The organism is Streptomyces violaceorubidus, assembly GCF_000717995.1.
Taxonomy (GTDB): domain Bacteria; phylum Actinomycetota; class Actinomycetes; order Streptomycetales; family Streptomycetaceae; genus Streptomyces; species Streptomyces violaceorubidus.
Genome location: NZ_JODM01000056.1, coordinates 1 through 15,465, shown reverse-complemented (window position 1 = coordinate 15,465; position 15,465 = coordinate 1). Strand labels below are relative to the sequence as shown.

Genomic DNA, 15,465 nt, shown 5'->3' with positions numbered 1-15,465 from the left:
CTCGGGCAACGGAGCTCCTTCGGGAACAAGCTGTCTTGGACGACTGCCTGTACCAACGAGCTCCGTTGCTCCATGTCAGGACTTTCTCAACTCCCTTGCCTGACCTGCAAAAACGCTAACTACCCGGCCTTGGTGAAAGGCCCCTGTGACCATCCGGGAGACGGGCGGCATGTATCGCCTCGCGATCGGGGACGTCATCGCTTGGACCGTCGGCGACTTCAACTACTCCGACTGACCGGTCCGCCCCCGCCCCCGCCCCCGCCCCCGCCCCCGCCCCCGCCAGGACACTGCGCTCGCCGGGGTCGGCTGGTACCTACCGGGCCGGGGCGCGGCGCTCCGCGGAGCGCGTATCCGGGACCGCGGCGCGGCTGGCGTCTTGCCGGAGCAGCCGCCGTCGACACCTGAGACTCCACAACCACCGGATTCGCCAGCGCGTTGACCTCCGCTGTCGGTCAACTGGCGGGTGTCGGGCTCGACGTCCTTGACGGCACGGCCGTAGTCGACGCCCATGGCGCACGGGCCGGCACCGGCCAGACATCCTTCCGGTGGCGGGCGGTTCGCCCGGCCGAGGCGGGTCAGGACGCCGTCCGGCCGCCCGGCTGGAGCGTCCGGTCCGCGTGCAGCACGGTGGACAGGTCGTGGCGGCGTATCTCCAGGACCTGTCCCTCGGGCACGGTGGACCAGCGCGGGGACTCCTGGGGCCAGCCGGTGGAGGCGATGACGACACGGTCCGCGCTCCGCCGGTACTTCAGCGCGAAGAAGTCCGCGCCGCGCCGCCGGATCACGTCGGAGCGCGGATCGTGCGCGGTGTAGGCATACAGCCCCCGCGGTGTCAGGAGCAGACAGTTGAGGCTGGCGGAGCCGGTCGCCCGCGCCCGTATGTCGGCGGCGGTGGCCAGCAGGGCCCGGGGCGGCGTCATGCCCGTGTCGATCCGGCGCCGCGTGGCGAGGTAGAAGCGTTCGCTGTCGGTCTGGCCCTCGGCGCGGGCGAGGCCTTCCTCGCCGATCACGTCGTCCAGACAGGTGGCCGGAGTGAAGTCGCCATTGTGTGCGAAGCCCACCACCGTGTCCCCGAAGGGGTGGGTGTTCTCCGCCCGTACCGGCAGCCCAGGACTCGCCATCCGCAGATGGAGCAGCCCAGCGTCGGTCCTCGTCCCGCACAGGGTAGGCAGGAAGCGCTCGCTCCGGTCGGCGGCGGCAGGCTCCTTTGCGGAGGTCACGGAACCCTCCGTCGTGAGCGAGGCGATACCCCAGCCGTCCCCGTGTTCGCAGGCCAGCGCGAGAAAGGGGGGGATGTCCTCCGCCAGCAGGCTGCTCAGGGGAGCGGCCGTGCGGGAGACGACGCCGAGCAGTCGGCACATGGTGGTACTCCACGTTCTGTGAGGTTTCCGGGGACGCAGGCTGGCTCGGTGCGTCCCGGGACGGATCAGCAGGACCGGATAGCACGGGCCCCGCGCGGACGGCCCGTACGCCGCTCCAGCCCCCACGCGATGGCCGCCAGCGTGGAGTTGACCAGGACGTACATCAACGCGACCACGAGGAAGCCCTGGACGAGGGTGTGGTTGTACTCCCCCAGCACCTTCGCCGAGTTGAGCAGCTCCAGGAAGCTGACGACATACCCGAGCGTGCTGTCCTTCAACAGACGGACAAGCTGGCCGACCAGAGCGGGCGAGGTCTGGCGCACGGCCTGGGGGAGCACCACCAGCCGCATGGCGGGCCAGTAGCCGAGCCCCAGCGCGTACGCCGCCTCGGTCTGGCCGCGGGGGAGCGCCCGCACCCCGGCGCGGAAGATCTCCGCGAACACCGCCGCGTTGGTGAGCCCGATGGGAGCCGCCAACTGCCAGAACAGCGGCATGCGCACACCGGTCTCGGGCAGCCCGAGCAGGAACGCGTAGATGAGCAGCAGCAGCGGTACGGCGCGCAGCACCTCCACATACACCGCGGAGGGCACGCGCAGCAGACGGGTACGGGCCAGCCGGCCGAGTGCCAGGAGCGCCCCGAACGGCAACGCCAACGCGGCGCTTGCCAGGGTGACCTGGACCGTGGCCCACAGGCCGCCGAGCAGGTAGCGGAGTACCGGTGCTTGGACGAACAGACTCCATTTGTCCGCTGCGAGCTGCCCGTGCACCGCGAACTGGTGCAGCACGGCGGCGAGAAGGAGGGCGAGGACGGCCACCGACACGACCGTGGCCACGGCGATCCGCCTCCGGCCACGAGGACCCGGCGGATCGAACAGGCCCTCGTCGGCGACCAGGCGCGCCCACCGATCGCTCCGGTGCCGCCGGCCCGGCGGCACCGGGCCCGCCGCCGGGTCGGCGCGTAGGAGGTCCGCGGTCGTGGCGGCGGCCGCGGGGACAGTGGGCCTCACCGCTGTACCACCAGCCGGCGTTCGAGTAGCGCCGCCGACCGCCCGATCAGCAGGGTGAGGGCGACGTAGCACGCGGCTGCCGCGCCGAAGCTGATCAGGGGCTGCGCGAACTGCTGGTCCAGCAGTTGGGTCTGGCCGGTCAGTTCCCGGGTCACCCCGACGGCCGCGGCCAGCGAGGAGTTGAGCGTGACGGCGATGAGCAGCGAGGCCAGCGGCTGCACCGTGGAGCGCAGGGCCTGCGGAAGGACGACGAGCCGCAGCACCTGCCCGAAGGTCAGGCCCAGCGCCCGGCCCGCCTCGATCTGGCCACGCGGCACCGCCCGCACACCCGAGCGGACGACCTCGCAGAAGAACGCCGCCCAGTACAGGCTCATCGCCGTCACCGCCGTCCAGAAGAGCGAGTAGACGACTCCGGCCTCCGGCAGCCCGAACACGAACAGCGTCAGCAGGACCAGCAGCGGGATGCTGCGCAGCGTGACGACGTAGGCCCAGGCGAAGAGTCGGAGCGGCACCACCGGAGCGATCCGGCAGCAGGCCAGCAGCCCGCCGAGCAGACCGGCCAGCAGGAACGTCAGACCGCTCAGCTCCAGGGAGACCAGCAGACCGTTGCCGAACACACCCAGATGGGAGAGGACGAAGCCCATCGCCGCTCAGCCGATCGCCGGAGGCGCGGGTGCCGGGCCGGGCACCTGGGTGCCCACGGTGGCCTTCCACACCTTCGCCCATGTCCCGTCGGCGGTGATCTTCTTCAGCCAGCCTTGGACGAACTGCCTGAAGTCCGGCTCGTCCAAAGGCAGTCCAATGCCGTACGGCTCCTTGCTGAAGGTGCCGGCCAGCACCTTCACGTCCGGATTCGTCGAGGCGTTGCCCGCCAGGACGCCCTGGTCGAGGACGTACGCGTCGGCACGGCCCTGGCGCAGCGCCTGTACGCACTCGACGTTGGTGTCGAAAAGCTGCATCTTCGCCGTGGGCGCTCCCCGCTTGACGGCGGTGGCCGCGGTGGAGGCGGCCTGGGTCACCACGGTCTTGCCCGCGAGGTCGGACAGCGTCTTGATGCCGGACTCGGACTGACGGACCTCGATCGCCAGGCCGTCCTCGTAGTAGGGCCCGGCGAAGGCGACCTGCTTCTTCCGCTCCGGCGTGATGGTGTAGGTGGCGAGCACCGCGTCCACCGCGTGGTTCTTCAGCAGTGCCTCGCGGGTGGCCGCGGTGACGTTGACCCTCTTCACCGAGTCCTTGCCCGTCACGTACTTCGCCAGCAGCCGGGACATCGCCGCATCGAACCCCTCGACCTTGCCGGTGGTCGGGTCGAGCAGCGAGAACAGCGCGGCGGTCTGGGTGCCGCCGACGGTCAGGGTCCCCCTCTTCCGTATCCCGGCGGCGGTGGAACCGCTGGGCAGCAGCGACCCCTCGGCGGGCTGCTCGGCCTGCACCAACCGGTCCACGGCATCGGATCCCGCCCCGGCCGCGGCGGCCGATGTCCGGGCGCCCGGCACCTTCCCATCGCCCGCGGTGTTGCCCGAACAGGCTGTCGCGGTCAGGGAGGCCACCGCGACGAACACCACGGCGGCACAGGTGGCGGTGGTACGTGTCGACGTGATTCTGCCCCGTGAGCGGTTCAGCATATGTGTCTCTCCTGGACGGACGAGCGGTGGCCGAATGACCGGGCCGGGCTCGGCCACCGCGCCCGCGCCCGCGTCAACTCCTGCGAGCGGCAACGGTGGCGACGAGAAGCGTGTCTCCATTCGACTCAATCCAGGTGTGTCCTGTCCAACAAGGGTTCTTTCGCTGTCCCATCAACAGCCTTTATGATCGGGAGGTGTTGGAAATACGCCAGTTACAGGTCCTGGCGGAGATCGCGCGCACGGGTTCTTACACGGCCGCCGCGGCATCCCTCGGTTACACCCAACCCGCGGTCAGCTACCAGATGAGGCGTCTCCAGCGGGCGGTGGGCACACCCCTGGTGACGCGCGCCGGTCGCGGACTGCGACTCACTCCCACAGGAGAGGCCCTGGTCCGGCACGCGGACACCGTCTTCTCCGCCCTGCGCGCCGCCGACCAGGACATCGCAGCCCGGGTCGCCCGGGGCGGCGGCCTGGTGCGCGTGGTGGCCTTCCAGAGCGGGTGTGCAGCCCTGCTGCCCCCAGTCGTGGAACGACTACGGACCCGCAGGCCGGGGGTGCGGATCGCGGTCGCGCAGGCCGAGCCCGCCGAGGCGCGCCGGATGATCCGGACCGGTGAGGCGGACCTCGGCCTGCTCTGCAACTGGGCCAACGACAGCCTGCCCGAGGGCGAGTCGACCATGCTACGGGTGCCACTGATGACCGACCGCCGGTGTGTCGTCATGCGCTGCGACCACCGGCTGGCCGGGCGCGGGACGGTGGATCTCGCCGATCTGGCCGACGAAGACTGGGTCATGGAAAGCTTCCGGCACCGGTTCCTGGCGGCCTGCACGAACCTCGGCTTCGAGCCCCGGTTCAGCGCGACCGTCGATGACACCCGCACTCTCCAGAAACTCGTGGCCGCGGGTCTGGGCGTCAGCCTCATGAGTGAGCTGGCCCTGCGGGACAGCATGGACCCGATGCTGGTGTATCGTCCGCTGCGGAGCTGGCCGCTCCGTCACACGTATGCGCTGCTGTGGCCGGACATGGCACACGTCACCTCTGTCGCGGCGGTGTTGCAGGAAGTACGTCGCGCGGCACACGCCCTACCCGTCCCGGAGGAGGGCGCGGGCCCGTGAAACCCACCGAGCTCAGGGGCTCGTCCGGGGGCTTCGACGCCGGGGCCATGATGGCGAACGTCTGCTGTGCCAGAGTGGGGACCTGCACTGGAGGCAGGAGCGACGCTGTCCCGTCCGGTACCTGACCTGTCGTCGCGGGTACGTCGGGCACGTCCTCACCGACCGGCTCCGGCGCATCGGCCTCCCCGACCGGTTCCATGACCTCGGCCCGGTCGCCCCGGGATGCGTCTCGGTCGTACGGAACAGGACGTCGCCGGTGACCCAGCGCGTCCCCCGGGGCCCGCGGACCTCGACGAGCGCCACGGCGCGGACCCGGTGCCCGTCCAGACCTTTTCCCCTGGAGTAGGCCCATGGGCGCGTGGCGGCCGACCAGCCCACGATCCGGAGCAAGAAGGTGTCCACGACGAACGCCACGTAGACGACGCCGGCGAAGGTCTGCACGTACGTGAAATCGGCTACCCAGCAGCGGTTCGGGGCGCAGGCGACGAAGTCGCGGTAGACAAGGTCCGGGGCTGCTCGGCCTGGCCGCCGGGGATCGTGGTGACGACGCGCTTGCCGCGCCGCTCCCTGGATACCGAGTTACCCAGCACAGGTCCGCGCCCTGGACGCCAGCACCGTCAAAGTTCAGTGCAGAAGAACAGTAGGTGTGGAGCCCACTATCGAACGCCACGACGACTCTCCGCGACGGCCCCCGAAGATCCGTGACAGAATCTGGAACTCGCCTACATACATACCCAGTCGCCGCAGAAGACCACCGTCCTTCCTTTCTCGGTGCGTGTACTGCTGTACCGCCTCGTAGACGAAGTTCGTGGAGGACTGGCCAGGGCAGGAGTACCGGCCCACGCCCCAGGCCGAGGTGACGGGCAGGACCTGTGCCGGGCGGTACAGCCAGGGGAGCCACCCCGCTCGGCACCCAGTCATCGTTGTCGGCTTGCCACCGGCAGGGGCAGGGAGCGCGGGAGCGCACCACGGCACACCACCATGGCGCCACCCGGAGCACGTGCGGTGCAACGATTCGCCACCACACCCGTTCGAGTGAGGCGGCCGCACCCCGCGCCGCCAGGCAGGAGGCGCGGTCGGCCGCCCGCACGGATGCCATGCACTGTCCTTCCGAGGTACGGCCTGGCCGGGTGGGTGCCGGAACTCACAGGGCCTGTTCGGCTTCGCGGGTCTGTTCGCTCCGGCCCGTCCGATCCGACCGTCCGGCTCCAGGAGGCGTCTCGGTCGTACGGAACAGGAGGTCTCCGGCGACCCAGCGCGTGCCGCTGGGGCCGTGGACCTCTACTAGTGCCACGGCGCGGACGCGGTGGCCGTCCAGGCCTTCGCCCTTGGCGTTGGCCATCGGTGTGCCGAATCGCAGCAGTTCGCGGCGCTGACTGGAGGAGCTTGCGTTCTGGCCGAGCATGGCGCGGTCGCCCAGGACCGGGACGGTCGGTCCGCCGCGGTCAGTGGAGGCGTACCGTGAGGAATGGTTGTAACTGAGGCTCGGCGTGATGGTGTTGTTCGCCTGTGTCTGGAAGCCGTCCGCGGAGAGCTCGATCCGGTCGATGGCGGTGTCCTTGCTGGTCACCTCCGCGCGCGGTGAGTACAGAGTGATCTTCATCGACACACCGGTGCCGCCCGGGCGGCCGAGGAACGGGGCGATGGCCGCGGGCTCCAGCGGGGTCAGTCGGTTGCTCTGCGCCAGCGACGTCAGCCGAATGAGCATGCCTTCGGTCGACGTGGTGGTCTGGGGCCTGGAGGTGTCCTTCAGAGAGTGGTCGACGGCTCTCAGCGCGTCCCTGAGCTCGTCCATGCCACCGAAGTCGTAGATCTCGATCGGCCGTGCTGGCACCCAGGCCGGGCTGGACAGCAGGACGCGCAGGTCCGCTGGGACCTCCGCCTCCACGGCCACCCCGCCGGGGGGCGGCGTCGGGCGGGGCACGGATGGGTCGGTCGTGAAGACGGCAGGCGGGACGGTCGCGGCTCGCCGTTCCCCCTGGTCCGGTGTCTCCGAGACGTTGAACCGCAGCACGGCGGTGGCCGGTTCCACCTCCCGGCGCCCGATCCGGGACGCGGGGAATAGTCCGACCGAGGAGGGGGGCAGGACGAACACGGCCGCCCGGTCCAGCACGCCGCCGATCAGATCGGCGAGACGTCCGACCAGGGACTCGGTCAGCGGGCGTGAGGAGACCCGCACCTCGTACTCGTACGGCACGGGAAACTCACTGGTGTTGCCGAACGTGCGCTGCCAGGAGCGCAGTTCACGGCTGGAGCTCTGGGCGTCCGAGCGGTTGCTCTGCCGTGCCAGACTCAGCGTGCTCCTGGCCCGCTCGCCGTTGCTTTCGCCGAGCGGTACGAAGTCGACCTGTCCGCTGATGGTCCGGGTGCTGCTGATCCTGGTGGCGCCCGGCACCTCCAGGGCGGTGCCGTCGCCGTGGGAGTGGCCGAACACGTTGTCCATGCCGGAAGTCGTCGTAACCCGCTTGCCACGGTGTGCGGAGAGGTCCTGTCCGGGGGCCGGCCGCGCGACGAGCGCCACCTCGACAAGACGGGGGCCGAGCCAGGACCGGTGGACGAAATGGAAGGCTGTGTGCCCTTGGGGACCCGCGTTGACCAGAGTGCGCAGGCCGAGGCTGGTGGAGAGTTCGTTGATCCGGGTCAACACGCCGGGCACGTAGGCAGCGTGACCGGGCGTGGTCACCCCCGGGGCCTCTTGCAGGACCAGGCGGTGTATCCGCCGCTGGAACGAGTCTCGGCCGCCTCCGGCGTGGACCTCGGTGACCACCCCCGCGCCGATGGTGCCACCGCTGTCGACGTACCATGCCGGAAGGCGGCGGTCCGGTGGGCCGACGGACGCGGACGTCTGGCCGGCCTCGGCGACCAGCGCCGCCAGGTCCGGGTGGTTCTGCAGGTCATTGTCCACTAGCAGGAATTCCACGCCTTCGGGAAGTTCGACTACGCGGGTACGGTTCAGGCCGCCCAGTCCCGGGGCTACGGTGCCGCTGGCCAGGTTGCGCACGCCGCTGCGGACGGTCACCACGTAGTGGGCCTTTGCGGTGAAGCGGAACGCGGCCGTGGTGTCCTCGGTGGTGACGCGGAAGACACCAGTGTTGTCGTTGACGGTGACGCTCTCCGTACGGGCGACGCGTGCCTGGAGGCCGCCCTGGGGCGCCACAGCGTCGCCCTTCCCGCCGTACCGGCCCGCCATGGACAGGCCGCCCTGGTGGCCTGCCTGCCTGTTCCGGGTGGAGGCGGACGCGTCGGTGGACTGCAGCCAGCGTTCCGCGTCGAGCTTGGGCGGCTGCGGCAGGACCCGTACGTCGGTGAGATACCCCCTCACCTCGATCGTGAAGTCCGTACCGGCCAGCACGCCCGGTGTGGCGGCGCCTTCGACGGGATACGAATCACGGAAGATCCGCAGCGCGTTGGCGGACAGATGGTGCGGGGAGAGCGCGGTGTCGGCGACCTCGTTCGCCGACGACTCGTGCTCGGTGGCCGGCTCGCCCACCGAGGCGCGCCACACCCAGCGTCCCGCGTCGCCCACCGAACCGCTCACCCAGTGTGCACTGCCAGCGATGAGGCCGCCCACGGCCCGCAGCAGAGGCGAGGACCACGGGCGGGGGACAGCACGCGGTTCCACCGTCGCGTCCGTAGCGGTGTCCTGTGCCTCGACGTCGTCTTCCTCGATCCACGCACCTGGCGTGGGCGGCATGACGTATCGCTCGTTCTCCTCAGCCACCGCGTGCTCGATGTCCTTGATCATGGCCAGCACCTCACGGCGCAGGTCGGCACTACCGCCGACCCGGTCCAGCAGAGCCGTCTCCGGCAGCCGCAGAACACCCTCTTCGAGGGTGCGCCCGGGGTTCGGCAGGGCGAGCAACCGGTCGTCCCGGTGGCGGTGGTCGCGGACCGTCGCCGGTCCCGGGCGGGGAGCGGGGGAGGGACGGTCGAGCGTGCGGAACGTGGGCACGGCCACGCGCACGCTGCCGTCCGCGCTGACGGGTTCGGGATTCGGGCCGTGGCTGTGAGTGATGACCATCCGGTGGGTGACGGGGACCGCGAACACCTGTGTGCCGTTCTGCGTGGGGCTGAGCATGTAGTACTCGTGGCCGCTACCTGTGCTGGACCCTGTGTTCCTGGTGGTCTGCGACGTGTACGAGTAGTGCGGCCGGATCTGCTCGAGCCGCTGGTCGCCGTCGACGTCGAGCGGGTTGATGACGGCGCCCTCACCACCGACGTTCCATGCGAAGGGCGTGCCCTGGAAATGCTGCTCTCCCGCGATCGTGGACCCCGTGTAGTTCAGTGTCTGGATCTTGGGGAGGGTGCGCTGGTGCTCGACACCCGCGTTGGCGTCCGGCGCGGTGTAGCGGCGCTCGGTTACCAGACGGACGGAGACGCGCTGGGTGCCGAGCGGAGTGGGGAGTTCGAACCAGGTGGTGTCGCCGCCTTCGATCATCTCGTCCAGGGCGGAGCGCAGCCCCAGTCTTGAGCGCATCTGGTCCAGCTTGCGCAGGTTGTTCACCCTCTGGGTGCGGATGGCCTGGTCCATCGCCTTGTCCCACCGTCGTGTCTGCGGCCGGTCGGAGGGGAGGAAGCCGTTGTCGCGCAGCCAGCGTTCGGCGTGGTCGAAGAGAGGGCTGGAGCCGGAGACCTGAAGCGGGGTGGTGGACACCCCGAGCTGTTTGAGGTGCAGCACCTCCGGCGGCAGGTAACGCGTCTGGGTCGGCACATGGCCTAGGGCGTCCAGTGAGGGGACCAGCATGACGACGGGGTATTGCTTGTCACCGTCCAGGGGCGATCCGGCGGTGGGGCCGAGTGGAGCGCCGTCCGGGCGGACGAGGGCGATACGTAGCCGCATTCGGGGCGTGACCTGGAGAAGCGGGGTCGCCGTCCGCAGCGAATGGGCAATGCGGGCACTTCCTCCGCTGGTCAGCACATGGGTGAACTGATGCTGCCCACCGAACTGGAAGGTAAACTGCCCGCCCAGCGGTTCCACGCCGGTGAGGGGGTCGGGGGCTCCGGTCCCGAAGCCCAGGGTGATCGACACGTTGAAGCCGGCGCCGTTGCCGATCTGGGCGCTGCCCTGCACGCGCAGTGACCGCAGAATGTAGGTCTCCAGCACCGAACTCGCCGTGGTGGGACCGGTGATGGTGTCACCGCCGGTCAGCTCAGCACCGATCCGGAGGTATCCGATGGCTTCGCCGGAGGAGGTGTAGAGAGTGGGCGAGGCAACCGAACCACCCCAGGTCTGAGGGAGGTTGCTGCGTAGGTTGCCCTCGCCGAAGAACTCGAACAGCTCTCGGCGGGAGCCCTCCGACAGCGAGTCCAACGGGTCGGCGAAGGACCGCAGCACATCGGCGAAGAGCACGTCGTGGTCTGCCAGGGCCTGCGGGCCGAAGAGCGGTACCTCGTCCAGCAGCCGGTAGAGCGGCGCGGGAACGCTCTCCGGCCGCGTGGGGTCGACGTCGGGCAGCCCTTCGGAGGTGGACAGATAAGTGGGAAACCACACCAGCAGCTTGTCCGGCGCGAGGCCTGGGGCGGGCTCCCATCCGAGGGCGGGCAGCGTGCCGAGCGGCGAGGTGACCGGGCCGTCGTTGCGCCGCAGTTCCCAGGTCATCGCATAGTCGAACGGCCAGTGCCGGCCCTTGCTTCGGAGCAGCACCATCGGCTGCACTGTCGTGCCGACCGTCACCGAGGTCGTGAGCTGGTTGTAGGTGAGGCTGGGTTGCGGCGTGAACGTGATGCGGCGCAGCGGACCCTTGTCTACCGACCAGGTGTGGGAGAAAGGATGACCAAAGGCGCGCAGATCGCCGCTGCCACCGCTGTCACCGGCTTCGTTGACGCCGAAGGCCCAGCGCTGCACGCCCACGGGCGGTCCGTCGGACATGTGGCCGAGCTGCTGGGGCGAGGGCCCGAGGGCAGTGAGCCCGAGGCGGAGCGAGACGGGGTGCCGCCGCTTGCGGTAAGTAACGTTGAGGGGCAGGCCAGCGACGCTGAACAGCCGAGCCCACTCGGCGGACAGCAGACGAGCGGTCAGGACGCGGCGCACCCGGGCGTGGAACTCGGGATCCGGCCCCTGGCCGTTCTCCACCAGCTCGATCACCCGTTCCCGCAGCCATTCGACGGTTGCCTGTGGGACGGGTGTGATGTGGGCGAGTTCCAGCGCGCCGTCACGACGTGTGCCGAATCGGAGAACGGGGTCGCTGAGCGGTCGGGCGGGCGCGCCGTCCTCGAGATCGGGGGCGGGTTCCGGAGCGAGCTCAGGTCCGCTCTCGGAGGCAGGACCGGGCGCATGATCGGGTGCGGAGATGGTCTGGAGGTGCCGCTCCCGCTCGGGGACGGTGTCGGTGGGCGGGGACGCAACGATGGTGGGCAGGTCCTCCGCGGGGGGAGTGACGACGATGGTGGGCAGGTCGTACATCGGCGGCGTGACCGTGTTCGTGGGGATTGCGACGGCGACGACGCCTTCGCCGTCGCCCCCTTGGCCGTCGCCAGGCGGCTCGGCGCTCTGGGTAGTGATGAGGTGGTCGTAGTCGCGCAGTGCCTCGTAGGAGTCGTTGAGGCGCCGCGTCGCGCGGACCAGGTTGGCGGCGAGGGGCTCTGGCCGAGCGCCGTAGAGGGTCCCGAGGAGGTGGAAGAGCTGTGCGGATTCGTTGACGCGAATGCTCCAGGGACCGTTATTGCGGGGGCGGCCTGTGTACGGGTCTGTGCCGTGGTTGGTGTGAAGGTAGGCGCTGGTGGCCTGAGCGAAGTACTCGACGGGACTGCGGGAGGAGTAGTTCTCGGTGATCCGACCCTGGAGGTCCGTCCGGGGTCCGTCGGGCCACAGGGCGTGGGGTCCCAGGGCGAGCTTTTCGCGGTGAAGCGTGTCGAGGAGGGCCTGCTGGGGTTCGGTGAGTCCGTAGACGTGGATCATGTGCGCCAGTTCGTGGACGGCGGCGGAGCAGCCGTCGGGGAAGTGGCCGCGCGGCGGGACGGGAGTGGTCTCGCCGAGGAGGTTCTCCTCGGGAATGGCGATGACGTGCCGGTCGGGGTTGGTGAGGGCGCGCAGCTCGCAGGAGGTCCGGGTGCCGCTACTGTCCATGTGCTCGTGAACATTGCTTAGGTGGGCGAAGCGCCCCAGGTCGGTCACACGGGTGTCCCGGGGCACGACGACGACTCGGACACCACTGCCGAGGACGCGGGTGGCGACGTCCGGGTTGCGGAGCATGTGGTTGAGCAGGCGGATGAGTTCCGCCCGGGCACTGGCGGGCTGTTCGACCGTGTCGGGGACGTGGATGTGAGTACGTACGAACTCCTCGGCCGCCGGCAGCATGTCCGGCTTGGCTGCCACCGAGGCTTCCGCACCAGGGTTGCCGACCTGACCGGTCAGTTGGTCCTCAGCCGGGGTCAGGGGCCCAGTGGACGGTCGGCCGTCGTCGGCGGACTCGGTGCCGTGCGTGGTCGACGCGGGCTGGGAGGCTGCGGAGTTGGCGTTCTGGGCACCCGACCGGAGCTCGGTAGGTTCCCGCCGGGAGCCCGACGTGCTCGGCGTGGCAGGCATCCCCGCGGAGCCGGAATCCGCAAGCGTGCCCTCGGTCCGTGCCAGGGGCGGCTGCCCGTACTGTGGGGCTTCGGCGCTGTGCTGACCACTCGCTTGCCGGCTCGTCATGGGTGGTGCGGCGTATGGACGCGTCTCAGCCGTGCTCGTGCCGTACGGCAGCAGAGAAGGAGACCCGGACAGGTTCGAGACGTGCGACGACGGGGCCATGCCGCCCACGAGGTGTGACATGTCCGGCCGTCCGGGCTCCGGCACTTGCACGATCGAGGACTGCGTAGGTGGCACGGTCGGAGGGTGAACCTGATCCGCGCCGCCAGCCGGCGCGGCCCGCCGCTCTTTCACGCCCTTGAGTACCCACTCCAGCACGGCAGCAGATTGCTCACGCCACGCGGCCTCATCGAACGACGCGCCAGGCTCGACCAGTGAAGAGACGTCATCCTGGGCGGAGACGGAGTCCTCCTCCGACAGTGCCCTGTTGGTACGGTCTCCCAGGTCTCTTGGGCCTGGGGACAGCGTGGTGGAAGTGCCGGCGGTGGTCGTGGCTGTCCACACCGGGGCGGCAAGGCCGCTGGTCGCGGGCAGCAGTGCGATGCGGGACCTGGTAGCGCCGTGCTGCGAGTCCTCGTCGAGGAACAGGGTCGACGGCACGTTCACGGTGATCAGCTCCGGGCCGCCGAGCCCTTGCACGACCTGCTCGCGCGCGTTCCCGGAGATCGCGTCGAAGTCGGTCAACAGCAGCACCCGCGGCGGCGGCCCGGAGGCCTGGGCCGCCGCCAGGTCCTTGCGCATGCGCCGGCCGAAGGCCAGCGGCATCTCCCAGTAGGTGAGGTCCTGCCGCTCGTCGTAGACGGCGAAAAGGCCATCGGCGAAGTAGCAGGCCACCGTGGCTACGCCGTCGAGGCCGAAGGGCAGCTCGCCCAGTTCCCGGGTGTGCCACGGCTGGGCCGCCGCACGCGGAACCCCGGCGACCGGGCCGGCATGCGCCGAGGTCCCCGGCTGGTAGGCGTCGTTCGGCGTCCACGCCACGTAGGAGGGCTCCACCATCGGCGCGGCAAGAGCGGATAGGCGGGATGCGCGGTCGCGCCGGTCGAAGTAGGACAGGCCCAGGGCGCGCTCACCACCGATCGGGTACGGGCGCGCCCCGGCCGGGGCCCGGGTGCCGGGCGCGGCGGAGCGTTCGACAAGCCAGTCGGCGGGGCGGAAAGCGAACCGCGAACGGTAGGCGAATCGCACCCGGTCACCGGCAGGACCCTGGGGGTAGGACGACCTGAACCGCCCGCCCTCTCCATCCTCAGTGCGGCGCAGACCCAACCGCACCCTGTCCCCGGCCGCGCGACCGACCGCATCCAGCGGCTTGGCCCCTACCGTGATCTCACCGTGCGGAAACCAGACCAGGCGCCCGACCATGTCGGCGAGCTGCGGGCGCATCGCACCTGTGCTGCACGTCAAGACCACCACCGGGTCCTCCAGCGGCCGCTTCGAGGTATTCAGATTCGGCAGCGCCCGCAGCCAGGAACCCAGCGCCTGATCCGCGACCGGCCGCGCCTCGCCGTCCACCATCAGGCACAGCTGGTTCAGCGGAGACGAATGCGCCATCAGCAGAAACGGGTTGAGGCCCCGCGGCCACGGCCACGGTCGCCAGTCCGCAAGCAGCGGGCGACTCGGCGGAAGACCTTGGAGGTAGTAGCCGGTGAAATCGACCGCCGCCCGATTACGAGCCAACAACGCCGCGATCGGGTCCCGGGCCGCGGCGATCCCCGGTGTGAACCCGGGCAGCGAGGCATGCAAGACGCCACCATTCACCGTCAACGACCGCAGGGTCACATCCTTGCCGTCCAGCTCCGTCAATACCGGAGCGCCCGCCAGAAGCATGGGATTCTCCCAAAAATTATGACAGTTCTTCTGATTAGCTTTAGATATGCTCGGCTATCCGGGGCGCATCGATCACGGCGCTTGGGCGCTGCCCGCCGGACCGAGCGGTACTACCTCGCGCATCTCACGGACGAGCACCATGACCCTTTCGGCGTCACCGCATGATTGTCCAGAGTGTCGGCCATTCCTTGCATTGCTCGCGACTGCGTGACTCGCAGCACGACGTGCCGGCCCCAGGCTTCGACGTGGGGCTTGCGTCACCTCCTGACCAGTATCGAGGAGGCCCGCTCAGGTCGGAATTAATGTCGGCATAAAAGTCCTGCATAGCGTCGGCATGTCAGACATTCCCCTGGATTGCTCCGAGATCGCTTTTAGCGGGCCGCAACCGACCTTGGGGAGGATCCAGAGGGCGGCTTCCTTGATCTCCTTTGACTCAGCGCCGGGTGATGTTGTCGCACTCATCTTGTTGGGTCGCCGAGTCGTCTCCCGCAGCGTTCTTCAGCGCCCCAGCATGCCGGAACAGTCTTAGCACACAGTCCAGCCGCCATGCCCGGCCAATAGGACGCGACGCCTTCCCGCATACCTCAGCCACCCGCCATCACCAAAGCACTTTCCAAGAGAATTTGATTTCCATGGAAAATTCTAATGGACGGGAGCCGGGTCGCCATTTCGGCAGCGAAAGCTTGCTCCGCACTTCCGCAAGATGTAGATATCGGCAGACCTGTATTCAGGCACGTCAAATCCGACCTTCCCGCGCTTGAGATTACCTTATTTCAATTACCGCTCCAGGGTAGATGGAGAAGGATCTCAAGTCGCTCTATTTTACATGCCAGCAATAAACTTGTCGCAAATCATCGGACGCATTGAGCTTCTTCGAGGTCGCCACCGATCGGGTGATGGGCCGACAAGCGCAACGAGCGAGGCCCCCGAGCTGTTGATCGAGGTGTCTGACGTCTCAATCAC

Annotated in this window: 6 protein-coding genes and 1 pseudogene; 1 reads left to right on the top strand and 6 read right to left on the bottom strand. The window is 69.3% G+C overall.

The genetic code is table 11. The annotated features are described in order from the left end of the window. Positions 1-575: 575 nt before the first annotated feature. The 4 genes from IE94_RS0133130 to IE94_RS0133115 all read right to left on the bottom strand — a co-directional run bounded on the left by IE94_RS0133130 (position 576) and on the right by IE94_RS0133115 (position 3,993). Positions 576-1,361 (bottom strand): class II glutamine amidotransferase, encoded by a 786-nt coding sequence (locus IE94_RS0133130; RefSeq protein WP_051777839.1) that lies wholly within the window; start codon positions 1,359-1,361, stop codon positions 576-578. A 65-nt stretch (positions 1,362-1,426) separates the two neighbouring features. Further along, entirely contained in the window at positions 1,427-2,368 is a 942-nt protein-coding gene (locus IE94_RS0133125; protein ID WP_245235369.1) for an amino acid ABC transporter permease, read from the bottom strand. Then, entirely contained in the window at positions 2,365-3,012 is a 648-nt protein-coding gene (locus tag IE94_RS0133120) for an amino acid ABC transporter permease (protein ID WP_030191831.1), read from the bottom strand. Before IE94_RS0133120 ends, IE94_RS0133125 begins: the two co-directional genes overlap by 4 nt. Positions 3,013-3,018: 6 nt before the next feature. Further along, a complete protein-coding gene (locus IE94_RS0133115) occupies positions 3,019-3,993 on the bottom strand; it encodes a glutamate ABC transporter substrate-binding protein (RefSeq protein ID WP_051777837.1) in 975 nt (324 codons plus the stop codon). A gap of 194 nt (positions 3,994-4,187) precedes the next feature. Between IE94_RS0133115 and IE94_RS0133110 the strand changes: the two genes are divergently transcribed. Continuing rightward, complete coding sequence (locus tag IE94_RS0133110; protein ID WP_051777835.1) at positions 4,188-5,108, top strand: LysR family transcriptional regulator; 921 nt, start codon at positions 4,188-4,190, stop codon at positions 5,106-5,108. Between the two features lie 357 nt (positions 5,109-5,465). Here the strand turns inward: IE94_RS0133110 and IE94_RS41360 are convergent. Both IE94_RS41360 and IE94_RS0133105 read right to left on the bottom strand, forming a co-directional pair. Continuing rightward, positions 5,466-5,621: pseudogene (locus IE94_RS41360) on the bottom strand (IS3-like element ISMyma3 family transposase); the annotation flags it as partial. Between the two features lie 631 nt (positions 5,622-6,252). Then, positions 6,253-14,502, bottom strand: a complete 8,250-nt coding sequence (locus IE94_RS0133105) for a hypothetical protein (protein WP_157849420.1) — start codon at positions 14,500-14,502, stop codon at positions 6,253-6,255. Positions 14,503-15,465 lie beyond the last annotated feature (963 nt).